This is a genomic window from Serratia sp. HRI (assembly GCF_010119335.3).
In the GTDB taxonomy this organism is placed as follows: domain Bacteria; phylum Pseudomonadota; class Gammaproteobacteria; order Enterobacterales; family Enterobacteriaceae; genus Serratia; species Serratia nevei.
In genome coordinates this window covers 15177-40044 of the sequence record NZ_CP083690.1, presented here as the reverse complement: position 1 = coordinate 40044, position 24868 = coordinate 15177, and the positions used below count along the sequence as shown (strand labels likewise).

Genomic DNA, 24868 nt, shown 5'->3' with positions numbered 1-24868 from the left:
GCGGCATCGTTTATGGGATGCCCACCGAAAATTGCCGGCGATTCTCACCCAGGCGAAGGCCGTTGCTGTCCGTCAGTTCCGTCACTACCTGCAAGGGCTGTGCCGTACGCGGCGTGAGCTTGAGCTCCTTCAGTTTACGACCGCTGTCCGCCGGCAGATCGAGCGCCATCTCGCCGCGCGCCAGCTCCTGCTCGCCTTGCGTTACTCGCCAACGCAACGTGGCAGCGGTGTAGTCTTGCCAGCGATCGTTGATCGCCCACAGGCCGACCTTACCGCTTTCGCCCGGTCGCCAGTTGAGCGTGAGCGGCTCGATGGAGGGCAGCACCGGTTGATAGGCGCGTTGCAAGGCGAAGTAACCCGCTTTGGGGTGCCGTTGATAATCGATGACCGCCCAGTTGATTGAAGGCCAGGTTTCGCTGAACATAAACTGGAACAGAGCGGCGACCGGTTGATAGCGTTGGCGTCGATAGCTCTCCGCCGCCAGTTGGATGCCTTCCGCCTGATAACCCTGGGTGTTGGCGATAAAGCTCTCTATCGTAGCGCCACGCGACAATTTGGCCAGGCCAAAAGCCTGCTCGGGCTGGAAGTTGTGATATTGCCACACCTTCCAGCCCGGATCGTCGGGTGACGTGCTGGCGGGCCACAGCTTCGCCGCCGGAATGATGGTGCGCAACGTGGCGAGGCGAGGGAGCGCCTGCGCGCCAAACTCGCTGATGATCGCCGTGGTCGCCGGCTTGAGGAAATCACCGACAGAGCCGAAATACCATCCCTGCCAGTAATGCTCGGCGACCGTCGACCAGCGGTGAACGATGCGGGTGCGGTCTTCGCTCAACGTGTCCGCCACGCGTTGCGCCAGCCGGCGGTTGAGCGTGGGGGTCCAATCGGTAAACCGCTGTTTCATCCACGGGGAGTCGAAAGGCGGTTCATTTTGCCCGGCCCACACGATCACCGAAGGGTGATTGCCCCGTTGTCGCAGCAGATCGCCGGCCTGGCGCGCCGCTTCGGCGGCGAAGGCTTCACTGTCGTCATACCCCCATTGCAGTGGCATATCTTGCCACAGCAACATGCCCAGTTCATCGGCCTCGCGATACAGCGCCTGGCCGGCAACGTGCCCGTGCACCCGTACCGCGTTGATGTTTGCCGCGCGCATCAGCAGCAGATCCCGGCGATAAAGCGGGGCGGTCATGCTGCCGAGCCACGGTGAGCCGATATAGTTGGTGCCGCGAATAAACAGGCGCCGGCCATTGATCGTCCAGCCGTGGCCTGATGCCAGCTCACGAACGTCTCTCAAACCGGTTTGCGACGTGTGTCTATCCAGCAAGCCTTCAGCGTCGGATAACGTTGCCTCGATGCGATAAAGATGTTGCGCCCCATGGCCGTATGGCTACCAAAGTGCGGCGCCCGGCATCGGCAGCGAAACGGCGAGCGGTGCTTCGCCGGTCAACGTTACGCGGCGAGAAAGGCGATAGCTCTTGCCGGTGAAATTCAGCGGCGTCAGGCGCAGGATCAGGCGCGCCTTTCTCGGCCGATTCACCCGATAGTCGAGACGGATGTCCAGCGTCGGCCGCGCCAATCCCTGACGCCAGTCGGGCAGCGCCGTGAGGTTATCGATCGCCGCACCGCGGCTAAGGCGTAGCGTGACCGGCTGCCAAATACCGCCTGAGTTGGCGTCCTGGCCCTGCGGCGACCAGGCACCGCCGGGGCGGGTATCGTGCTGCGAGAGTACGCCTTTAATCACGCGCTTGTGCAGCGGCCAGACGCTGCCGGGGGGTTCAAACGGACTGTCCACCCTCACCAGCAGGTGGTTTTCGCGCTGAGCCGCCTGCGTGACGTCGAACTGGAAACGCTGAAAATAGCCCTGATGCCGCCCGATAAAACGCTGATTGAGCCAGGCCTCCGTGCGATAGTCGACGCCGTCGAAAGTGAGCGTGGCCAGCCGATCGTGGGCGAGGCGCGGCAGGGTGAATGTCGTGCGGTACCACAGAGCGCCCTGGTGATCGACGCCGGCGCTGTACCAGTTCGCCGGAACCCGCAGAGGACGCCAATTCGGCGTCAGGCGCTGCCGATCGTCATGGGGCGGGTTGGCGTCCTGGTATTGCCAAACGCCATCGAGAGAAACGCTGCGCGGCGTTTGGGCAAGGGGGGATGACGCGCAGACCAGCAGCCCCAGAGAGAGCCAGAATTTTGTTTTCATGTTGCCTCCACGATGGCGATCAGCGCGTCGCGTAGCTGCCGGCTCAACGGCGCCAACTGCGACTGCAGAGAGGGGAGCGACGCGAGATCGCGGGCGCCGGCGGCCTGCTCAATGGCTTGCAAACAGGGTGTCAGCGGCGAGCCGGCAAAGTGCAGCGTTTCGCCTTTGAGGCGATGCGCGCAGCGTTTGATCTCGTCGCATGTCTGAGCGGCGATCGCCGCTTGCAAGGTATTCAACAGACCAGGCAATTCGTCGATAAACATCGCCGCCAGCTCGTTGAACAGCGCCGGATCGTTGTCCAACTGCGCGAGCGCAAGCGGATAATCGAAGGCGAGCACCGGAGCCGCGACGACCTGCGTAATTTCCTCCGCCAGTTTCTCCAGCAGGATGGGTTTGGCAATGTAACCGTCAAAGCCGAGCTGCAGGCATTTTTCTCTGTCGCCTTTCATGGCGTGTGCGGTCATGGCGATGATCCGCTGCGTCGGTTCGCCCGCCGGTTGCCGCCGCTCTGCCTGACGAATCGCCTGTACCGCTTCGACGCCGTCCATTTCCGGCATCTGCAAATCCATTAGAATGACGTCGTAGCGCGCCGTTTGCAGCCGGTTCAGCGCTTCGGCGCCATTGCCGGCCAGATCGGCGCTGTGCCCCAGTTTGCCGATAAAGCTGAGCGCCAGCTTTTGGTTGATCGGATTGTCTTCGGCGATCAGCAAATGATAGCGGGGGGCCGCCGCGTTCACCGGCGGCTCGAGGGTGGGTGGGGCGGCTGCGGGCGCGCTCGGTAGCATCGGCATCAGCGCCTGCTCCATGGCGGCAAACAGTTCCTCGGCATCGATAGGCTTCATCAGGAAAAAGGAGACCCCGACTTTTTTCAGCACCGCCTTATCGATCCGGCTGCCCGTCGAACTCAGCATAATCAGCGTGCAATGCCGCAATGATGGGGTAGACATGATCTCCAGCGCCAGCGCCATACCGTCCATTTCCGGCATTTGCGCATCCAACAGCACCAGCGGGAAAGGCGCGCGATTGTTCATCAGCGCCAGCGCCTCTTTGCCTGAACCGGCAAGAGTGGGTTTCAATCCCATATTGCGCAGCAGGTCGGACAGCAGACGCAGGTTGGTGGCATTGTCGTCCACCACCAGCACCTCGATGCCTGCCAGCGTCTGCGGCCAGCCGACGCTTTCTCTGCGCGCGCCTGACAACACCGGCAGGGAAAAATAGAAACAGCTGCCGCGCCCGGCATCACTGTCGACCTGCAATTCTCCTCCCATCATCGCCACCAGCCTGGCGGAGATCGTCAGCCCGAGACCGGTGCCGCCGTATTTTCTGGTCGTCGAGTTATCCGCCTGGCTGAACGATTCGAAAATGACTTTCTGCTTGTCTTTGGCGATGCCGATACCGCTGTCGCGGATGCTGAACAACAAACGATGCGGATCGTCGGCCACCGGCTCAATACGCAGCACCACTTCGCCAGCGGGAGTAAATTTGAGCGCGTTGCCGATCAGGTTGGTCAGTATTTGGCGTAGCCGCAACGGGTCGCCATAGATCTCGTCGGCAACGTCAGGGTGGATATCCACCAGCAGCTCTACGTTTTTCTCGGAGAACTTGGGCGTCAGCGGGCGGGTGATCTCCTGAATCAACGGCCGTAGGGCGAAATCTTCCGGATCCAGGCTGATCTTGCCCGCTTCGATTTTGGAGAAGTCCAAAATGTCATCGATAATTTTCAACAACGCGCGCGCGGAACTGTATGCCATCGTGATGTAGTCGCGTTGTTCCTGATTCAACTCGGTCTCAAGGCAGAGTTGGGTCATGCCGAGAATGCCGTTCATCGGCGTGCGTATTTCGTGGCTCATATTGGCGAGAAACTCGCTTTTCGCCTGGCTGGCCGCTTTGGCTATCTCAACCGACTGGCGGGATGAGGCCTCCGCCTCTTTGTGTTCCGTAATATCCTGCAGCGTGCCGATGACCCGCTGCACTTCGCCGTGCATGCCTTGCTGCACGATCTGGCCCTGCAGCGACACCCAGCCGTAACGCTCATCCGTGCGCTGCACTTTTGCTTCGCAGGCGAAAATCGGCAGGATGGCCCGGCTCGCCTGGCGAATACTCTGCGTGAAATGCGCCAGACAGTCGGCCGGAAAGGCCTGCGTCCACAAGCTGCCGGAAAGCACCGGATTGGTGCGCGGAATATCCAGCAACAGCAGCAACGCGTCATTGACCTGCAGCTCGTCTGTTGCCAAATCCCATTCCCAGATGCCGATGCGCGAGGTTTCGGCCGCCAGAATAAAGTCACTGTGCAGCCGTTGTTCGGCTTTAATGACGTCGGCATAGCGGCTGATATCGGTATGGGTACTGATCACGCCGCCCTCGGGCGTCCGGTGGTGCTGGATATACAGGGTGCGATCGGTGATCCGTCGAACTTCGTAATGATCTGGCCGGCGGTAGTTGGCCAGCAAGGTGGCCGCCATGCGCTTTTTGGCTTCGTCATGCAACGCCGGATAGCTGATGTCGATCATCATGCGTAAGACGTCGGCGAGCGTAAGCCCGACGCGTAACCAGGATTCAAGGCCGGGGTAATACTCGATTACGCGCCGGTTCCAATAGCTCAGCCGTTCTTCGGCGTCATAAATGGCCAGCGCAATAGGCGGGGCGTTGAGCGCGGAAAGCAGCGGCAGCTTGTTCATCCCGGCAGCCCCGATTGCGCGCTGGGATTGTGATGCAGTTCGGCCTGCCGCCGCATGAATTCCAGCCCCGGCGCCAGCACGATGGCCCAGGCGGTCAGGATCTCTTCATCGCATTCGGGATCGAGATCCCGCACGGTTTGCAGCACGGCCTTGCGCCACAGCGCATAAATCGACGGAGGAAGATTGAGGCTTTGCGGGCTGCCTTCTTGCGTCACCTGCACCAGGTAATCCGCCACGATATGGGTATTGGCGACCGAGAGCATGTAGAAAAAGGTTTTATAAATGATTTTCTGTTTTTCCAGCCGCTGAGCGATGCTGCCCGGCGAGCTAAGGTCTTCGGTGCTGCCGATAAACAACGCATAAAAATGGGTGAAGAACCGATCGCCTTTATCTCCCTGAGTGATGCGGCTGTAGCTGTTATTGAACAGCTCTTCATAATTGATGCCCATGTCATCCTCCTTTCGCGCTGGAGAGCGGTAGACGCTCCTGCGGCAGACAGTGCCCAGGCCAGTTGAAGACGTCTTTCATGCGTACGCCAAGGTAGCCGTCGTTGAGCGGTGCCTGCAGCAGCGGGCCACGGTTTTGTTTGAACAGCAATGCCTCCAACACCACGGTGTTGGTGGTGAGGGTGAAGGTGGCGTTGTAGCCGCCGTTGGCTTCGTAACGGCCTTCAAACCAGCCGCGTTTCTCATCCTGATGCAGCCGGCCCAGCTGCATCAGCGCGTCGGTGTAACGGGTGTCCCACAAGGCCCACAGGCCGAAAATGGCGCGGGTCGAGAGCAGCGCCAGCTCCGGCGCATAGCGGCCGTCGTCCGCCAGGGTATTCCAGGCATAGCCGTTGGCGAACAGGCTGTCATACACCTCCCACGGCGCCGTGCTGCGCGAATATTGCGCCCGGGCGGTGAGGATTTTCTCCCGACGCCAGCGCGTTTCCTGCGCCTGGTAAAGGCGTTGGGCCCGTTGTGCCATGCTGACGTCGGCCGCCTCGCCGGGATGGGGTGCCGGCCATCCCATCTCGAGGCCGGTCAGCAGATAGGGGGTGCTTTCGATGCCGGCGGGCGCGCCGGTGAGGCGCGGATCGCGTGCCGTAACGGCGAGGGGCTCGCCGTAGACGACCGCGGTTTTGAACGGTGCCGTTCGCGTTGATGTACGCTGAAATCCCCACAGGCGGAAAGCCGCGCCGTTGTAGTCGGCATAGCCTACGTCGCTGGCTGCGGCACTGCGCCAAGCGCCGTTTTGCTCTCGTCCGTCGAGCGGCTGGCCGTCTTGGGTCAGCAGGTTGCAGAAGTTCCAGCGCAGCGCGATTCGTTCGAGGAAGGTGCGGTATTCGGGGAAGCTTTGCGCCGTGAAACGCATGCCAACCAGCAGGCGAGCCATCCCTTGCGCTTCGCCGGCGGTGCCACCGTTCTGACTGAAAGCGCCGCTGACGGCGTCGTACAACGCACCGGGCGCGCCTATGCGGGTCACCGGTAAACGATCGAGCGTCGTCAGCAGCGCCGACAAACGGGCATCGAACTCCCGCTGCGGGATCAGATCCAAACGCCGCGCGGCGCTCAAGGCAATCAGGCTGTCGCCGATGTTCCACAGCGAAACGATCGGGTAACGATCTTTGCCGTTCACCAAACCGGAGCCGGGCTGCGTGTTGTTCTGCACATAGCGCCAGGCAACGTCGGCCCATTGCCGCTGCTCCTCGGTTAACGCACCACGGCGAGGCTGCTGCTGCCCGTGCTCCCACACGGACCCGGCGCCGTCGGGGCGCGCCATGACGCCCAGCAACACGACCAGCCCGAGTGCGATGACGACGGAAACGATCAGCGTCAGGGTTTTAAGCATGATGTCGCTACCGGAGGCAGTTTCATGGGCGCGTCATTCTGGCACTGCGGGCATTTACAGGCTTTGCAGGAAGGCGCATTGCGCAGCGCGACCCCCGTTTGTTGACACCAGGTCTTCAGGTTGGCGTCCGGCGTGATGAAAGGCCGGTTAAAGGGCGTGTTTTTGTCGTCAAACACGTTCACCAGCGTTTTATCCCACAGGGCCGGCGCATACTTGGCGCTGCTTGGGTCAGGGGTATTGAATTTCAGCAGTCGCCCCTGCTTTTTGAACAGCAGGGCTTCGAGCATGATGCCGTTGTTGTTGGCGGTAAACTCACGGATCGGGCCGGCGCCGTTTTCATACAGGCCTTCGTAGAAACCTTTGTCTTTTTCACTGGCGTTCTCAATCACGTCGAGCAGCCGATCGGTATACGGGGATTGCCACAGGCTCCACATGCCGAGCGCCGCTTTGAGCGAGATGGCGGCGGTATCGGGCACGTATTCTCCCTTGTCCGTGATGGTGTTCCAGTCGAAGCCGTCGGAGTAGACGGTGTCGTACACGAAATACGGCGCGCGATCGAGCTGATGTTCGGAACGCGCCGTCAGACGGCCGGTAATCTGGTAGCGATTTTCCTGCACCTGATAGACGCGGTTAGCGAAGTCTTGCATCCAGGGGTGGCTGTGTTTAGCGAGATCGTCACTGCGATCGTCGCTGGTGTCCCAGCCCATCTCCAGCCCGTGCAGCACATAGGGTTCGGTCGCCACATAGTTATGCTGACTGGTGGTGCGCGGATCGCGTGAATCATACGGCACCAGAACACAATAAATGTCCGCCAACTGGTAAGGCTCCGCGCGGGAGGCCTGGCAGGTGGAGAACCCCCACAGCTGGAAACCGCTGGCGGCGTATTCCTCATAGCCCAGCCGGCCTTCCTGGACATAAACCGGCTGTTTATTGGCATCCAGATTGGCGCCATACAGCGTGCCGCAGTCGTCGATGATATGGCTGAAATCCCAACGCAGCACGACGTTATCGACGTCGTTGGCAAATTCGGGATAGCGCTCTTTGATGATTTTCAACCACAGCAGCATTCTGCCGATATCGATGGATGAGAAGCCGATCTCGCCGGGCTTGTTGAGATAATCGACCTTTTGCGCGGTGATGGTGTTGTAGGCCTTGTTCGGCATCTGGTTTTGGAACAGCGGCACGGTATTGAGCGTAGCGAGAAACTTGATCAGCCGCTGATCGAACTGTTCCTTGTCGATGATACCGAGCTCGCGGGCGGCCGTCAGTGCGGCCAGGTAGGAGGCGCTGTCCCACATGGTGGTTGAAGGGTAGTTGTTGACGGCGTTGACCAGCCCGGTCGCCGGTTGGTAGTTGGTGACGAAGTATTGCCAGGCTTTGACCGCCATCGCCTGTTCGCGCGGCGTCAGGTCGCCGTGGCGCTGCGGATAGGCGGCGGCGGGCAGTTGGGTATCGCCCATGGCCGCAGGCACCGTCAGCAACAAGAGCAAACAGCCGTACAGCGCGCGCCGACACAGCGTGACAAACGGCCTGACGGAATAATGATGAAACATAGTGGCTCCTTATGACTGATTACGGCCGTTGACCGTCGGCAGGATTCGCAGGGGGCGCGGGAGCGCAGTTTTGGCAAAACAGCGGCCCTTGCGCGATATAGACCAGGCTTTCCAATATCAGGGCATTGGTATTGGCACCGATCACCCGGCTCTGTTGCCCATTGGCGGCGATGATGCCTTCGTACCAGCCGCGCCCCGGCTCGAACAACACGGCGGCACGCCGGCGCATCTCGTCACTCCACGGCGTGCGAAACAGCGCGTACCACCCGAACACCGATTTGGTCGACAGCTGCAGTGCCGCCTCTTTGATTTCCGCCCGCGATTTGTCGATCAGTGCCGGGAAGCGGCTGATGACGGCATCGTCGATAAAACGCGGCAACTGTTCTTCATTGTCGGCGTTCACATAGGCGTAATCGCCGTGGCTGCGGTAGCGGCTTTCCTGTACTTTCATCACCCGCCAGCTGATTTCCGCCGAACGGATGTCGAACCCCGCCTCCAGGCCGGTCAGCAGATAGGGCATGGTGGTAACGACCGGGTGATCGACCTTGCCGATTTTGACCAGGCTGTCGTAGGGAATACGCAGGCCGTCAATACTGATGGTGCGCGGCGAGGGCTGTTGTGAACCGAGAACGATGGCGGCCAGGGGGCTGACGCGACGCAGCCCGTTGACGGCGTAAAGCTGATAACCGTAGCTGTCGCGGTTGCCTTGGGTGACGAACTGCCATTTCTTCGCCGCGCGGAAATTCAGCGGCTGTTGCGGCTCCTGCTGCATAAATAGGGCGTCGAACCGCCAGGGGGCGGTTAAGCGTGCGATCGCCGCGGTCTGTTCCGGGTACAGCCAGGCGACGATGTCCAACGCCATCAACAGACGGCTGATATCGACGGCCGACCAATCGGGTTGGCTTTCGTTTTGGCTGAGGCTGTTCAGCCGGATCGAACGCTGGGTATGGTAATACAGCGACGGCAACTGGCCGTCGGCCAGGGGTAACGACGACAGCGTTGTCAGAACGGCATTCACGCGCGCATTGAGCTCGTCGCGCGTAATGATCCCGAGCCGTTGCGCGCTCACGGCTGCCATCAGATAACTGCCGGTATCCCACATGGTGGTATAGGGCTGGTTGTCGATGGCATTCGCCAGTCCGTTGGACTGCGTGTTGTTGACGAAGTATTGCCAGGCGATGCGCGCCCAAACGGCTTCATCGAAGGTGAGCGCGCGCGGTGCGGGCAGCGTTGGGAAATCGGCGCTCAGCGTCAGCTCGGCGCTTTCCGCCGGGGCGGGGGGCATATGCGTCTCAACATAAACCACGATGCCGAATGCCAGCAGGAAACCTATGATGACCGCAATATAGCTCCGCGCTTGCAACAATGAGTGTTTCCACGTCATGCTTGCCCGGCCTCCTGCTGCTCGGAAGGCGTTTCTGATTCAGGACGCCACAGCGCGGCGAGCACCATCGGCAACATGGCGATAATGTTTACGCCGCCCCAGAAAATATTGATCACATAGCCGGCCGGATCGTCCACTTTGCCGAGATACAGCTGAATGCCGCCCCATAATAGCCCCAGCAGCGTCAAGGCAATGATGGCCAGCTGAGGTTTGACCAGCGTCAGGAAGTTGCCTTGCTGGCGCTCTTTGGGCGTGACGTGGAACTTGATCTTCTCGCCGCGCAACACCGTATCCAGCGCACGCAGGTTCATGGAATACAGCGAAAGGTAAGAGGCTTTTCCGTCCCAGGCAGAGATCCCCCAGGTGCCGAACATGAAAGCCAGCTCCGACAGCAGGAAAAACGGTAAGAAGTGCAGGTAAAAGGGCAGCGAGTAAGCGGAAACCGGCGGAATGCCGGTAAACAGATAGATTAGCGGTGAGATCAGGAACACCGTATTCCATAAGCAGGCCAGATATGACCAGAACGTGGTGCCGTACATCAGCTTCTGCGCCAGGCTCAGCCTGAAGTTCTTCGCGCTGAAGACCGCATCATGCAGCGCAATATCCAGCGAGCCCGCCGCATATTTGAAACGCTGAATCATCCAGGTCAGCAAATCCTGCGGCGACAGCATTTTCGATTCCACCTCAGGATGCATGACGGAACGCCAGCGCCGCTCGGGATCGCCGTGCAGTACGATCGAAGTATAAATGTCTTCCGACACGTGGAATTTATAAGGGGTCAACTCGGTATCTAACGCCACCTGGGGTTTCATCGCCCGCCCCAGCTCGTCGCGCAGCCCGGCATCCGTTACGTCGCGGGTATAGCGATCGATTTCCGTTTCTACGGCGCGTGCATAGCTACGCAACGCGCTCTGCATAATAGCCTCGCGCCGATGAAGCGACGCCGCGCCGCAACAGAAGGCGGCATTGGCCCAGTTGCGGCGGCGCAAGATCACGTCGTAAAACATCTTGGGATCGTTGAAGAAGGGATCGTGGCCGACGGTGAGGGGGCCCATCACCTTTTCCAGCGCGCGCCCGGCAACATAGCCGGGCTGCCCGAGCTTGCCCTTCAACCAGTACGGCAGACGCTTTCCTGCGGGCAGATCGTAAAACCATTGTGGCGTTTGCACCCAGGCGACCAAAGGATCGCGAAAATAGCCCAGCGTGTCGGTCAAGATGGACGGGAAGACACGGGTATCGGCATCGCAAATGACGATGAAGTCCCCGTCCGTGTGTTCCAGCCCGTTACGTAGATTGCCGGCCTTAAAACCGATGTTGTTCTCGCGTGACAGATAATTCACGCCTTCTTGTTCGGCGACGCGGCGCATCTCGGCGCGCTTGCCGTCATCCAGAACGTGAATGCGATAATCCAGGGGGAAGGGATAAGTGACTCGTTTGGCATCCTGAATCGACAGCCTGACCAGTTCGGTATCTTCGGAATAGGTGGCGATAAACAGATCGACTTTGACCGGACGCGGTGCCGTCGTGTCGTCAGGATCGAGGCATTGACGTATATCGCGCGGTGGCGGCCGGCGTTTGACGTCGCGTACCTGCCACAGATTGAGGGTAAACAGGATCGTGCCGCAATAGGCCAGGGTCTCCGCTATCACCAAGGGAACGGCATACCATAAGGCGTCATAATTGAGCGACGCCATCCAACGCCAGCGAATGTAGTTGGCACCGACCACCAGAGCGGCAACGGCAAGTGTTTGCCAAAGGAACGCAATTGCCCGCGAGGTTTTTAGCGGTGCAGGGGGGCTCCTTTTTTCAAAAGATGAAAAATAAAAATGCGCCATGCATTTCATTCCCGGCAAGGAGGTCGTGATATAGATAGAGAGTTTAGTTAAGGGTGAAGGATTAGCAAGAACATTGCTTTAAAATTAAACGTGCACTCCGTTCTTTTTATATGGTTGTCATGAGCAGGTGCGGCTGTAAAAAAACATGCTGCTAGCGGATAAATTTATTTTCTCATCTAAAATTCCTAGAGGCCTGCCTGGGGAATAAAATGATTAGTAAGTTATAGATTTATTCTTTAATTAATTATAGGTGCAATCAAACCGCGTGGTGCCGTCTTTCAAACCGAGTCATCATGAGATAACCAAATGAATTTACAGCAAGTTGATGAGTATCCGGCGACGGCGCTTCACTATGTTGCCATCGGGAGGCGTGATTTACGCATCGATATGCTGCGCGGCATAGCCCTGGTGATGATGGTGGCTGCGCACGTAGAGATTATGTCTGTTTTGAATGTTTTCACCTGGGAACGATTCGGTTTGACGACCGGGGCGGAAGGTTTTGTTATTTTGTCCGGCTTTATTCTCGGCAATATGAAACGGCGACAGTTACAAACTGAGCCTATGTTGACGGTGGCCTATTCTCTGTTACGGCGTGCGGTGAAGCTTTATTTCGTTAACATCGTTATTATTATAAGTATTTTGCTGCTGCAAATGCTGGACTTTATCGATACCTTTGAAGTGACGCATTTTGTCGATCGTTTTTCAGGGGCCGTGTACTCGATGTATCCGGTGAATGAACAAGTCAAAGAGGCCTGGTTTAACGAGATTATTTTTTTACAGATCGGGCCGCATCAAACGCAAATTCTGGGGCTCTATTTCTATCTGCTGTTGTTCAGCCCGTTGTTCCTCTGGCTATTGAATACGGGCAGGGGGGCCGGCCTGCTGGCGCTGTCGCTTATCGTTTATGGCTACTACCAGATCAGCGGCATGCCGATGACGTCGGCGGAGTTCGAGTTCGCTTTCCCTTTCCTGGCCTGGCAGTTGATCTACGTATTGGGCCTGTGCTGCGGGTGGTATAAAGAGGAGATTGCGTCGCTGGCCCGCACCCAGGCAGGCAAGATGGCGCGTTATGCCATGGCGGCGGTGGCGTTGAGCATGCTGTTCGTCGCGCAAAACCATACCAATCCCTTTATGCCACCGGCATTGATGATGCATGTGATCCCGGCGGCAGAGTTCAACTGGTTTTATCAGCACCTTGCCGCCAAGAATGCGCTGGGGCCCGTGCGCATCCTGAATGATTTTTGCCTGATCGCCAGCGTCTATTGGCTGCTGACCGTTTGCTGGCAGCCGATCAACAAGGCCGTAGGGTGGTTCCTGATCGTGCTGGGGCAAAACTCGTTGTATACCTTCATCATTCACGTCTATCTGGTGTTGTTCATCAGCCAGTTCGTGACCTTCGATCTCTGGACGCAACAGTGGCTCTTCAATACGGCGGTACATGTCGCCGGGTTGATGGCGCTTTGGGTGATGGCGCGCTATGGCCTGTTGAAAAAGATTGTTCCCAACTAAGGGATGTCTGCGCTGCCCGAAGAAGTCGTAGATGAAGGAAATAACAGTTCTGTCACTCCGCCGCTAGACCTGAAACGCCTGCAGCCAGGCGGCGAATTTTCTCACGACCTCATCGTCCCGATCGCGCAGCAGCAGGGAATAAGCGCCGGTTCGGATAGTCAACGCCGGGAAAGGCGACACCAGCCGGCCGGACGACAGATGTTTGGCGCAGAACAGGTAAGGCACGACGGCCAGCCCCAGGCCGTCCTCGGCCGCCTGAATGGCGGCGAAGGTATGGTCGAGCGTGAGCGGCGGCGGCGAGGCGTCCAGCGCCGTCGGGTAGGTATTCAGCCAGCTGTGCCATAAATCCTCACGGGCGCGGATGCGGATGGCGGTATGCCCGGCCAGCGTGCCGGGCGCACTGACCGGCATGGCGCGCAAGTAGCTCTGGCTGCAGACCAACAGGCTCTCTTCCTGCAGAAAAGGGATCGCTTTCAGCCCGGAGAAGTGCGCGGGATCGCGCCGGATCGCCAGATCAAACGGCGTATTGCGATCGACGGCCCCTGTGCTGGTGGTGATATCAATCGCGACCTCCGGATGAATCTCATTGAACGCCGCCAGCTTCGGCATCAGCCAGTGCATGGTGAACGTCGGCAGGCTGTGCACCACCAGCCGCTGCCGGCCGGCGCTCGCTTTCAGTGCGCTTTCCGCAGCATACAGTTCGCTTATCACCCGCGAAGCGGTGCGGGAAAAATTCTCGCCGGCCGGCGTCAGCCGCACGGACTTGTGTCCGCGATAAAACAGTGTGATCCCCAGCTGTTCTTCCAGGCTGCGAATGTGGCGGCTGACCGCGCCGGTGGTGAGAAACAGCTCATCCGCAGCGGCGCTGAAGCTGCCAAGGCGGGCGGCGGCTTCGAAAGCGGACAGGTGCGGCAGGGAGTGAATTTTTTTCATAGGTTGAGTCTAGCTCAACCAAATGAGCGAGGAAAGATCGTTTGTCAGCCATTGATTTTTCTCACTATTATCACGCATCTTTCCCGGTTTGCCGAGTGTGCCATGCAGCGATTTTCCTCGTCTGTCGTTCGTGTTAGTCGAATTATCCTCACCCCTCGATGGACAGGGAGGCGGCGCTGAGATGCGAGCTTTCTTTCTGCTTTGCGTGAGCCGGGCCGGCCTCTGCCTGGGCACCATGATGTTCGCCGGTGCACTGCCGACCATCAGAAGCGAGTGGCAGCTCGACGCCGCCTCCGCCGGTACGGTGCAAACGGTGTTCAGCCTGACCAACGCCCTGGCGTTGCTGGTGGCTTCCTGGTGGTGTGATTCGCTGGGGGCGCGCCGGGTTTACCTGCTGTTTTCCTGGCTGGGCGCCGCTGCGCTGATGCTGTTCGCCGTGTTTGCCCATTCTTATGCCGGCGCGCTGGTGTTGATGGCCTTCGTCGGCCTGACGCAGGGCGGCGCCTATACGCCGGCACTGCTGCTGGCGATGGGGATGAACGGCCCGGCCCGGCGCGGTTACGCCATCGGCATGATGCTGGCGGCCAGTTCGTTGGGGTATTTTCTGTCGGTTTTCATCGCCGGTTGGAGCGCCATGCGCTGGGGGGCCGGCGTGGCGTTTTCCCTGTGTGCCGCCGGTGCGTTGCTGGGGGCGCTGGCGGGTTCGTTGGCCCTGGTCGGTTATCGGGAACCGCAGCTGCGCACGCTGGGGAGGCAGACGAAACGTGAAAGCTATGCGATCACCTATGCGACCCTGCTGTTGCTGATCGGGTATATCGCCCACAGCTGGGAACTGCTCGGCAACTGGGCCTGGGCGCCCAGCCTGGTCAGCGAGGCGTTGAGCGGTTTCTCTCTGGATCCGCTCAGCGCCGGATTGATCGTCGCGGCGGTGATCCACCTGGCCGGCATGGTTGCCACGCTGATTGTCGGCACCGTTTCCGACTATTTCAACCGTGCATCGGTGCTGATGTTTATGGGCGCCGCCGGCGCGTTGGGCTCGCTGCTGATGGGGTGGTCGGCGAACTGGGGGCCGGGCTGGACGCTGCTGGCCGTCAGCATCGGCAGTTTCTTCATCCTCGGCGACTCCGGCGTGCTGTCGGCCGCGATGGCGGACAACGTGCCGCCGCAACAGCTCGGCAGCGTGATGGGCTGGCGATCGCTGCTGGGGTTCGGCATCGGTTCGTTCGCCCCTTTATCCTTTGGCGTCGTGATGGATACCACCCAGAGCTGGTGCACGTCTTATGCCGTATTGGCCTGCGGCGGTGGAGTAGCCTGTCTGGCGGCCTGCTTGCTTTGGCGGCAGCACTTACAATGAGGTACGGACATCATTAAAGGAATGGAACATCATCACGCATGGTTATCGTGGGCGCCGGGATTGTCGGGGCATCGGTCGCGCACGCCATTCCGCACGCTTATCGCCCCGAGCGATTTGACGACGGGAAATGAATATACGCTCAACCTGGCAGCGGTTTTTTGCGCCGTCGGCGAGGCTCTTATATATTTAGTAGCATGCCTGAGGCAGGTTAGGCATGAAGCGGTGGCCGTACAGGCCGCTGCAAGCACGACAGTTAATCCGTTCGCCAAGAGGCTGCGAGACGGTGCTTTCGGTAGGGACAGCCGCCAATCGTTTTTATGGCGACCGAAGGCGGAGCAGCTACTCACAGGTCACGAGGACACTTACCATGCATAAGAGAACACTGGCGTCACTGCATTACGAAAACATGCCTTACGATGGGGTGCGTTTTCATATTTTGAAACGGGAGACGCCTGGCCATACGGCGTTGCTGAAGTTGGATGCCGGCAGCCGACAACCGGCGCGTTTTCATCCGGGGTGGGTGAAACTGATGGTGCTGAGCGGTGAACTGAAGGTTGACGATCAGACGTTGCAACCCCATGAGATGTTAATCATCCCTGCCAATACCGCCTATACGGTACAGGCCATTACTGAAGTGATTTGTCTGGCGATTTCCGAACTGGACGGCGCCGAGTTGGCCCGTTGAGGTGATAACATGAATGGATAGAGGAGAGCCTAGGTGCTCTCCCTATCCCTGCAGCATTAAGCCGCCCCCCAGGCTGAGCTACCTGCTGATTGATGCGTATACCTCCTGATTTAAGCCACCGTGCTTTCCCTTTCCATCACTTTCGGCCACGTCGCCCCCGCAACGAGCCGCCATCGCGCAGCGCATGCGCAACGTCATCGCCTTTGTTTTACGCAGAACGATGAAATTTTGGTGTAAATAGTGAGTTTCTTCGCATAAGGCCCCTGGTGTGGCTTGCGAGAACGTCACTATATGGAGGATCATACGTCGCCTCTATCAAATAAAAGACATTTGCGTTATCAAAAGGGACAAACGACCATGGGATTCGAAGTCGACAACGCCGAAACGAAACGCATCGACCTCAGCAGCCACGAAAACTCCTCGTTCGAGGTAACGGGGCTGGTGAAACACTATCCGGCGGGCTTTGTGATTCCTTACCACTCGCATAAACGCTGCCATTTGCTCTATTCGCAACAGGGCGTTATGGCGGTCGAGGCGAGCAGCGGGCGTTGGATCGTGCCGCCCACCACCGCGGTCTGGCTGCGGCCGGGGGTAGAACATCAGCTGGTCATGCAGAGCAACATTTGCGTTTACGGGATTTTGGTCGATGAAGTCACCGCCGCGCGTTTGCCGCTGCGCGACGGCGTATTGCAGGTCTCACCGCTGCTGCGAGAACTGATCGCTCAGCTGGCGACGCTGGCGCCCGAAGGGGCGGAGACCAAACGCAATACGCTGCTCAGAGCGTTGTTCCTTGAGGAGCTGAGCCTGCAGCCGCAGCTGGCGCTGCATCTGCCTTGGCCGGCAGAGGCGAGAATGGCCGAGATTTGCCGGCTGTTGGTCATCACGCCGGCCGACGATCGCGGCATTGAGGCCTGGGCCGATTCACTGGCGATCAGCGCGAAAACCTTCCAGCGTCATTTCACTCAACAAACCGGCATTACCTTTGGCCAGTGGAAGCAGCGTCTGCGGCTGCTGTCGTCCATTCCGCTGCTGTTGGCCGGCAACTCGATCATCCATGCCGCCTTCGAAAGCGGTTATGAGAGCCACAGCGCCTATTCGGTGGCGTTTAAAAAACTGTTTGGCGTTTCGCCTTCGCGCTTTACGCTATAGCCTTATTGTAGAGCGAGCTTCTCCTATAGATTGAAGCAACCTAATGACGTATAAAGCAAAGCAGTCAACCTCCGAGGCCGCTTCCCGTGATAAAAATTGTCGTATATCTGATTATCGCCGTGACGATCGCCATTATTGCGGCAAGAGTCCTCTTTCGTTTGCCGGATATTTCCCAGCGTCTGCCGCAGGCGGCATTGCCGGCGGATCCTGCCGCGCTATTGCCGGCGCGGGCCGCCGAACAGATGGCGGCGCATCCCGGCCTGAGCGGCGTGGTGCCGCTGGCCAGCGGCCACGATGCGTTCGCCAGCCGCCTGGCGTTGGCGCGGATGGCGGAAAGGTCGATCGACGCCCAGTACTACATCTGGCATAACGACACCTCCGGGCAGATCCTGCTGAAAACCCTGTATGACGCCGCCCAACGCGGCGTGCGCGTGCGGCTGTTGCTGGACGATAACGGCGTCGCCATGGATGAGACGCTGGCGGCGTTGAACGCGCAGAAAAACATCGAGATCCGTCTGTTTAACCCGTCTACCGTGCGTACGCCGAAGCTGGCCGGCTACGCCTTCGACTTTATGCGCATGAATCGGCGCATGCATAATAAGTCCTATATCGTCGATGGCGCCGTGGCGATCATCGGCGGGCGCAACATTGGCGACGAGTATTTCCAGGTCGGCGACGAAAACTATTTCCTCGATCTCGACGTGTTGAGCGTCGGTAGCGTGGTGGCGGAGACTGCCGACGTCTTCGATCGCTACTGGAACAGCGCCTCGGTATTCGGCGTTGAGCAGATTATCCGGGGCAAAGGCAATCTTTCTGCCTTCCTGACGCAGGCCACCGCGACCGAAAGCAGCGACCGGGCCCGCAAACTGGCGGTGCAGCTGGAAACCAGCGCGGTGCGCTTTCGCGATGGCGCCGTCCAGCCGGAATTCACCCAGGTAGAGCTGGTGGCCGACGATCCGGCGAAAGGGCTGGGCAAGGCGTCGCGCGATCGGCTGATGGTGACGCAGCTCGGCAAGATCATCGGCGGCGTCGGCCGGCAACTGGATCTGGTTTCCGCCTATTTCGTGCCGGGGCGGGAAGGGGCGAGCTTCTTTGAATCGCTTGCCAAACAGGGGAAGTCCATACGCGTGCTGACCAACGCGATGAACACCACCGACGTGCTGGTGGTGCATGCCGGCTACGCCAAATACCGGCGTGAGCTGCTGCAGGCGGGCGTCGAGCTGTTCGAACTGAAGCTGCGCGCCGGGCAACCGACGGGGCGCAAGGAACTCAAGCCGCTGGGGCTGTCCGGCGCGGCGTTGCATGCGAAAACCTTCGCCATCGATGATAAGCGGGTATTTATCGGTTCGTTCAATTTCGATCCGCGCTCGGCGCACCTGAACTGCGAAATGGGATTCTTGATCGACAGCCCCTCGTTGGCGGCCGACACCCGCCAACTGTTTGATGGCCCGCTCGAATACGCCGCCTATCGGCCGGTATTGACGCCCGAGGGCAAAATGGTGTGGAAAGAAGCCTTCGAAGACGGCCACACCGAGGTGCACCAGCAAGAGCCCGGCGCCGGCTGGGTAAAACGCATTATTCTCACCGTGGCCGGCTGGTTGCCGATCGAATGGATGCTGTGACGGTACGGCGGGAGGGAAAAGGAAGGTTCGCTGGTTTTGGCCGGCGAACCTTGCGAGGCTCAGTAGACCAGCTTGTCACGGTGCTTGCGGATAAACGCCCTTAGCCGCAACGGCTGTTCTGCCCGCGATCTGCCGGGAAATTATCGAAAACCTCATCGACGCCTGGGATATCGCGAGCCGCCATGCGGTGAAATTAACTAATAAAAGAGCGCATCAGAAAGCGGATATATAAAACCCGGGATATGGACAGGGCTGATATCTTTGATTATATCGAAGTGTTCTACAACCGGGCCCTACGCCACAGTCACCTGGGAGGCGTAAGTCCAGAGGCCTTCGAAAAGGCCTCGTCGTGAGAACAGTGAATGTCTACGGGAACGGGGTCACTCCACAGTTATGTTCGGAAGTTTGGCTGGCCCTTTTTTTGACCCTACAGGTATGTTACATTCGGTGATGTCATAGTGATATCGCTCAAGGGAATGCATAAAAATGACAATCAAGGAAGTTTTCATAACGCCGCTGAGCGTGTGCAACAAAAAATATAAACATCGGATACAGAAATTAAGATCATATTCTACTGAGTTAGATGGTTACTTCTGACTCTGTCTCTAAATTTGCCTAGGACATATTGAATGTCGAAATCGGCTTCCTCCCATCCTCATACAGCTGCACCTACATGGAGTGGGTTTATTTATCAAGGGCATTTAGCGCTTTATCATTCCATAGAATGTGTGCTCAATAAAATGTCGTTTGAGTTGCAAATCGACAGTATTGATGATTTTTCGATAATTGAAAATGGAATTGCAGTTTCTACGCATCAGGTAAAAGCGCTAGCAGATGATAAAAGAGCTGCTTACAAGGAGGCTCTCGAAAAAGCTGCATCTACATATATGTTGTGTGATAAGACTACCAAAAGATATTTTCATACATCTGTGCGCCTTGATGATGCTTCTGATTTTGTTGGCAGCAATGGGAATGTCGTTAAATTTTATACTTACGATGGACTGCCTTACTGTTATCTCCAAGATGTTGAAGAAAAAACGAAATCAAAAATTGAGACGTACTTGGTTTCCGAAAAGTTACCTTGTAGTGATTTTTTAGTGAATTTGAAGTTCGAGGCTTTGCAGAGTCATATTGCCGCTCAAGTAATATATATACACGCGTGCAATCAGGATGGGTTAATGAGCGCCGCAGAAGCCGCGTTTACTCAAACTTTAAAAAGTGAGAAGATTGTAGAGTTATTAAGCCTCACCGCTACCCATGAAGACGACATTGTATACAAAATGTTCCAAGCCAGGATGGCCGTTTGTAAATCATTGTATGGGTATACCAATACAATGGAAAAAACAGCAGATAGAACTGTTATTCAAAAAGTTGCAAATGTTTACGATCAGATTAAAGAGTTGCGTGATACTCCATTTATATGGTTGTGGAAGTCGTTATGTTTTGGATCTTCCACAATGGTCGTGAGTGAGAACAGTGTTTATGATTATGTGGATGTGATCTACGATATAGATAAAGCACCACTGAGTGAGCAAAAGCCTCCTTACTATAGGTGCTCTGCCGGAGATTTTTATTTGCCAACAGCAATTTCGGCAGACAATGTTCGACGGGAGCATAGGTTTGCTGAAGATCTAATGGAGCAGCTGAAAAGCGATCCAGAGCTGATAGATATCTTAGTTGAATATCAATGGCTAATCGCAGCTAGAGCAAATATTTTTTCACCCGCTGAGCGATTTTTTGCAGCTACCGGAGCTTCGCGGGATGCTGTAGAAGATGAGTTTTCATTGATGGGTAAGGATCGTAACAAAATAACTAAAGCCTTTGATGCAAAAATAATTTCAAAGGAAGAGGCGAGGGTGAAGTTGAATGATTAAAGATATTGTTCTACAGGCTGCCTTGAAACATGAGTTTACTTTGTTTAATACCGGTGACTATTCTAAAGCAGATGACATCACCATAGAGTATTCGGCAGGAGAAACTTTAGCTGGTCTTGAAGGTATTGATTATAAGTCTTTGACTTATTTTAGTCAGGATAGTGGAGATAGGAAGCGATTCCTCGCTGTGGTTGAGTGTGGAAATATACCATCACCGCAGTTGCTGAATAAATTAGTGTTACTGTATGCTCCTGAAGTATTCAAATCTGATCCTGCTTTCGATAAAAATACCGATCTGATTATTTTGCACAAATTAAGGCGCCGAGCTGATTTTAATGGAATTGAGAGTAAGGTGTTTGGTATTGAAGAAAATCCATATTATTTTAAAAAATATTTTCTTTATTACAGCGAAGAAGAGTTTAGGTTGTTAGAAGGGCACAACTTCGAAAGCGTTTCAGCGATGGTTGTCGATGATAGGATGTTTGCAGAATATCGAGATCAACCGCTATCGCCTACATTATATAGTGTCGCGGCGAGAATTTTTATAAAGCTTCCATTTGTAAAGGTTCCTGTTAAGGAAAGCTCACTGAAGCCGCTTGATATTTATGTAAAGGAAGCACTCGCCGAGAAAAAATTGACCGGTCTTCATCTCAAAATCTTTAATGCTTCTGCATCTGGGATTGAAGCAGACAAACTAATCGAGACTCTGATTCATGAAGAAATGGAAAATATCCAGCCTTAAGATTGAAAATTTCAAGCCATTTGAAAATACATCTATTGATTTTCGAGCTGCCTCCATAATTACCCTGGATGGCCCCAATGGTTTTGGAAAAACTAGCATATTTGATGCGTTGGAGCTTTTGTTTACTGGCGTTATACAAAGAATTATCAATACAAATGATGCAACAGTTGCAAAACGTTCGCGCAAAAAACAATTTGAAGAAAACATATACTGGAATAGAAATAAAGAGGGCGACATCTCTATTAGAGCTGAGCTCATAAATCAAGATTCAGGAGAGTCAATTTTCCTAGCTCGTGTTGCTACCATAGCGGACCTATCGAACCCGGATAATAATGCACCTGATAACTTCTCTATTTTTAAGCTTTACGAAGTAAGCAGTATTGACTCCAATAAGTTTGGGGATAGTCTTGATTCTAAAGCACTAGAGAGTATTCTAGGAGAGAACTTCTTAAAAAATTTCTCTTTATTGAACTATCTTGAGCAAGGGCAGAATAGATACCTGTACTCCAAGAATGTGAAGATTTGGAAATTTCCGGTTGTCCATTCTGTGGGTTCTCATGGGCGACTTACACTGCGTTAGAGGAAGCTGCTGTAAATAATGCGGAAAGAATTCGATCTGAAATAGATGCTTCTGCTCAGAAGTTGGAGGAGACAGTAAGGTCAATACAGGACTTACTAAATTTACAGATAACAGCATTCACACAGCAGCGTGACCTAGTTGCAAAAGATTTCGATAGTGTACTTTTTAAGGCTCTCACAGCAGCAGAATCTAAGTTCTCAATCATAAGTGAAGTGGCTTTGCAGTTGGTAAATTATGGCGTATCAAAAGACCTTAGTTTTACGGCTGATGATGCAGCTCTGCTGTTACGGTTTAATGAAGCAAAAGGGATTATTGCTACAGCTAAAAAACCAGAAAAGGATGTGCTCCCTTTAGACTGGTCATCTAGCTTAGAGATGGCTTTCTTGAACGCATTAGTTGTTTGTTGCGCTTTGCCTAACCGAGCTAATATCAGCCAGTAATAATATTTGGTCGAATTTGAACGAGTTTTAACAGGTGGTGGGCGGTTCCGCACCTATAAGGATATTGATCTAGTTCGTTAACTTGCCAAGTCCATCAGGATCCATCGCCTTTTACAGCCTGAGATAACCAACTGCTTTAGTGAATACACAATATTTACCTCAAAATTATCATGGATATGAAGAGAATGTACTCTGTACCTAATGCAAGAAACGAGAGGGAGATCCGAAATCCTAACGTATTGATTTATCAGTTAGTGGGAGTGTTTTATGAACTTATTTGTCACTGAAGGTTATTTAACATAATATACATTATGCGCACCAGTGCTGTCAGCACAAAGCGTTATTGTCGTCTCAGCACAATTCACACGCGTCGTGTACGCTAAGCCTTCATTTTGCTCAGCACAGGACCGCGATCTTATGTTGGTGACTATGACAGACAAAGAACTTTACCGGCTTGGCATCATTCAGCGAGTATTTGACCGGGCTTTGCTTCAGCGCGACGCAGCAGACATACTTAAGCTCAGTGTTCGTCAGGTGCAGCGTCTTGTGCGTCTGTACCGGACAGATGGCGCAACCGCATTTGCATCTTCCCGCCGTGGACGTCCTGCAAACAACCGGATCGATGAAGAAACACGCTGTAAAGCCCTGGATTTGATCCGGTGCCACTATTCAGATTTTGGCCCAACGCTCGCAACCGAAAAACTGGCTGAACGCCATCATATATATCTCTCCGTTGAAACCATCCGTAACTGGATGACAGCCGACGGTCTCTGGCGTCCTCATTCCCGCCGGCGAACCCGGGTTTACCAGCCGCGCTATCGTCGCGACTGTTTCGGCGAACTGGTTCAGATCGATGGCTCTCACCATGACTGGTTCGAAGGAAGAGCCCCAAAATGCTGTCTTCTGGTCTTCATGGATGACGCCACAGGTCGCCTGATGCACCTGCGATTCTGTGATTCAGAAAACGCGTTTGACTACATGATGGCTACCCGGCAATACATTGATAAACATGGTAAACCTGTCGCATTTTACAGCGACAAGCATGCGGTGTTCAGGGTCAGCGGACCCGAGAGCCGACGTACCGGCACAACCCAGTTCGGACGGGCTCTCCGGGAACTGGCGATCGAATTGATTTGTGCCAACAGCAGCCAGGCAAAAGGTCGCGTGGAACGGGTAAATAAAACGCTCCAGGATCGACTGATTAAAGAGATGCGCCTGCAGAACATCAGCTCGGTTGCTGAAGCCAATCAGTGGATTGAACATTTCATGTCTGATTTTAACCGTCGTTTCTCCCGGCCGGCAAAATACCCTAAAGATCTGCACCGTGCGGTCACACAGAGTCCACTGGAGCTGAATGATATCTTCGCCTGGCAGGAGCTGCGGACCTTATCGAAAGCACTGACTTTTCAGTATGATAAAGTCATGTATATCATTGAACCCACCGAACAAAATACGCGCATAGCAGGTGAAAAAATTACCGTTTATGATTACCCTGACGGAAGCATTACTTTCCGGCATCAGCACCGGCCACTGGGTTATAAGATTTTCGATAAACTGACCTGCGTTGATCAGGGGGCGGTTGTTGATAACAAACGACTGGGTGCCGTTCTGAGGCTGGCACAGCAGAAACAGGACGAGCTGGAGGCTGAAGGAAAGCGAATGCGCAGTACAAAAATGCCCCGCAGGCGCGCTCAGGAGCGTGCACTGGAAGAGCTCAGGGCGATCAACCCGGTGCTGGCCAGTCCGCAGGATTTTATCCCCAGCCTGAAGCGATGAGCCCTTCCCTCACCTGTGGATCTGATATGGCCGACAGATGAGAGAAAAATGGACGACAACAAACCAGTGCTCCTGACACTTCACGAAGCGCTACGCCTGGATTTGATTGAAGCCTATATGGCGCGGGAAATCACGCTGGCAGAAGTGGCAGAGTCCATGGAGCTCACCCGTCGTCAGTGCTCCCGCCTGATTAAGCGCTATCGCGAGCTGGGGCCAGCCGGTCTGGTCAGCCGGCGCCGTGGAAAGCCCGGCAATCATCAGTTAAACACCACCATCAGAGATCAGGCACTGCAGCTTATTCGCTCACGCGGCCGGGGTATGAATCCGTCAGCCATCTGGCGAATTCTGACCACAGAATACGGTGTCCGGATTTCAAAAGAGACCGTACGTAAACTGATGATAGCCGAGAAAACCTGGCAACCACGTTCTTCCTCCAAAGCCTGACTCAACCTTAAAAAGGCATTGTCCAGACTCTCCACTGACGTCAGGTCAGCTTTGTTTTCAGCACGACATTTCAACATTGGCTAGACAAGTGCGCAGATAAGCCAGAAATCAGCCTGTAACCGTCACCACGGCATTAAACGGTCATCGCTGGTACGTTCTTTCGTCTTCGACCGTCAGCCATCCGTATCGCTTCTGAGTACGCCGGAATGAAAAACAGGCTTTGCAGTGCCGGGAATTATTATGGCTGACGCCATAATGCTGTTTATGTCCTCGCTTCGCTGCG

General features: G+C 55.7%; 18 protein-coding genes and 2 pseudogenes. 12 read left to right on the top strand and 8 right to left on the bottom strand.

Features of this window, described 5'->3' with window-relative positions:
* Positions 1-10 precede the first annotated feature (10 nt).
* The 7 genes and pseudogenes from GF111_RS00210 to GF111_RS00180 form a co-directional block, all read right to left on the bottom strand.
* A pseudogene (locus GF111_RS00210) lies at positions 11-2194 on the bottom strand (sugar-binding domain-containing protein).
* Positions 2191-4872 carry a response regulator gene (locus GF111_RS00205; protein ID WP_224217800.1) on the bottom strand — a complete coding sequence of 894 codons (2682 nt, stop codon included), beginning with the start codon at positions 4870-4872 and terminating at the stop codon, positions 2191-2193. The pseudogene GF111_RS00210 and the gene GF111_RS00205 overlap by 4 nt, the downstream one beginning before the upstream one ends.
* Positions 4869-5321 carry a hypothetical protein gene (locus GF111_RS00200; RefSeq protein ID WP_038871657.1) on the bottom strand — a complete coding sequence of 151 codons (453 nt, stop codon included), beginning with the start codon at positions 5319-5321 and terminating at the stop codon, positions 4869-4871. Before GF111_RS00200 ends, GF111_RS00205 begins: the two co-directional genes overlap by 4 nt.
* 1 nt (position 5322) lies before the next feature.
* Positions 5323-6705 (bottom strand): DUF3131 domain-containing protein, encoded by a 1383-nt coding sequence (locus GF111_RS00195; protein WP_038871655.1) that lies wholly within the window; start codon positions 6703-6705, stop codon positions 5323-5325.
* Positions 6690-8258: a DUF3131 domain-containing protein gene (locus GF111_RS00190; RefSeq protein WP_094460964.1), complete on the bottom strand. Its 1569-nt coding sequence runs from the start codon at positions 8256-8258 to the stop codon at positions 6690-6692. The genes GF111_RS00195 and GF111_RS00190 overlap by 16 nt, the downstream gene beginning before the upstream one ends.
* A gap of 19 nt (positions 8259-8277) precedes the next feature.
* Positions 8278-9642 carry a DUF3131 domain-containing protein gene (locus tag GF111_RS00185; RefSeq protein WP_147191246.1) on the bottom strand — a complete coding sequence of 455 codons (1365 nt, stop codon included), beginning with the start codon at positions 9640-9642 and terminating at the stop codon, positions 8278-8280.
* Positions 9639-11477 carry a glycosyltransferase gene (locus GF111_RS00180; RefSeq protein ID WP_038871649.1) on the bottom strand — a complete coding sequence of 613 codons (1839 nt, stop codon included), beginning with the start codon at positions 11475-11477 and terminating at the stop codon, positions 9639-9641. The genes GF111_RS00185 and GF111_RS00180 overlap by 4 nt, the downstream gene beginning before the upstream one ends.
* A 306-nt stretch (positions 11478-11783) precedes the next feature.
* Between GF111_RS00180 and opgC the strand changes: the two genes are divergently transcribed.
* Positions 11784-12986 carry an OpgC domain-containing protein gene (opgC, locus tag GF111_RS00175; protein ID WP_055317125.1) on the top strand — a complete coding sequence of 401 codons (1203 nt, stop codon included), beginning with the start codon at positions 11784-11786 and terminating at the stop codon, positions 12984-12986.
* 63 nt (positions 12987-13049) lie between these two features.
* Here opgC and GF111_RS00170 read toward each other — a convergent pair whose 3' ends face one another.
* The gene (locus tag GF111_RS00170; RefSeq protein ID WP_055313530.1) at positions 13050-13919 is read right to left on the bottom strand and encodes a LysR substrate-binding domain-containing protein; all 870 of its coding nucleotides are present in this window, start codon (positions 13917-13919) and stop codon (positions 13050-13052) included.
* Between the two features lie 181 nt (positions 13920-14100).
* Between GF111_RS00170 and GF111_RS00165 the strand changes: the two genes are divergently transcribed.
* From GF111_RS00165 to GF111_RS00115, 11 genes and pseudogenes are all read left to right on the top strand, one after another.
* Positions 14101-15273, top strand: coding sequence for a nitrate/nitrite transporter (locus GF111_RS00165; protein WP_224217799.1), 1173 nt, complete (start codon positions 14101-14103; stop codon positions 15271-15273).
* A 367-nt stretch (positions 15274-15640) separates the two neighbouring features.
* Positions 15641-15958, top strand: coding sequence for a cupin domain-containing protein (locus GF111_RS00160; RefSeq protein WP_038871643.1), 318 nt, complete (start codon positions 15641-15643; stop codon positions 15956-15958).
* 357 nt (positions 15959-16315) lie between these two features.
* Complete coding sequence (locus tag GF111_RS00155; protein ID WP_047730940.1) at positions 16316-17107, top strand: helix-turn-helix domain-containing protein; 792 nt, start codon at positions 16316-16318, stop codon at positions 17105-17107.
* Positions 17108-17265: 158 nt separating this feature from the next.
* Complete coding sequence (locus tag GF111_RS00150; protein ID WP_224217798.1) at positions 17266-18729, top strand: phospholipase D family protein; 1464 nt, start codon at positions 17266-17268, stop codon at positions 18727-18729.
* 197 nt (positions 18730-18926) lie between these two features.
* Positions 18927-19082 (top strand): annotated as a pseudogene (locus GF111_RS00145) (IS3 family transposase); the annotation flags it as partial.
* Positions 19083-19358: 276 nt separating this feature from the next.
* The gene (locus GF111_RS00140; RefSeq protein ID WP_134268446.1) at positions 19359-20603 is read left to right on the top strand and encodes an ABC-three component system protein; all 1245 of its coding nucleotides are present in this window, start codon (positions 19359-19361) and stop codon (positions 20601-20603) included.
* Positions 20596-21345 carry an ABC-three component system middle component 1 gene (locus GF111_RS00135; protein WP_053056875.1) on the top strand — a complete coding sequence of 250 codons (750 nt, stop codon included), beginning with the start codon at positions 20596-20598 and terminating at the stop codon, positions 21343-21345. The genes GF111_RS00140 and GF111_RS00135 overlap by 8 nt, the downstream gene beginning before the upstream one ends.
* A complete protein-coding gene (locus GF111_RS00130; RefSeq protein ID WP_053056874.1) occupies positions 21317-21925 on the top strand; it encodes an ATP-binding protein in 609 nt (202 codons plus the stop codon). Before GF111_RS00135 ends, GF111_RS00130 begins: the two co-directional genes overlap by 29 nt.
* Complete coding sequence (locus GF111_RS00125) at positions 21868-22365, top strand: hypothetical protein (protein ID WP_154235548.1); 498 nt, start codon at positions 21868-21870, stop codon at positions 22363-22365. The genes GF111_RS00130 and GF111_RS00125 overlap by 58 nt, the downstream gene beginning before the upstream one ends.
* A gap of 429 nt (positions 22366-22794) precedes the next feature.
* On the top strand, positions 22795-24141 hold the full coding sequence (locus GF111_RS00120) for an ISNCY family transposase (RefSeq protein ID WP_077253535.1): 1347 nt from the start codon (positions 22795-22797) through the stop codon (positions 24139-24141).
* A 48-nt stretch (positions 24142-24189) separates the two neighbouring features.
* Entirely contained in the window at positions 24190-24585 is a 396-nt protein-coding gene (locus GF111_RS00115) for a helix-turn-helix domain-containing protein (RefSeq protein WP_004143398.1), read from the top strand.
* Positions 24586-24868: the final 283 nt, after the last annotated feature.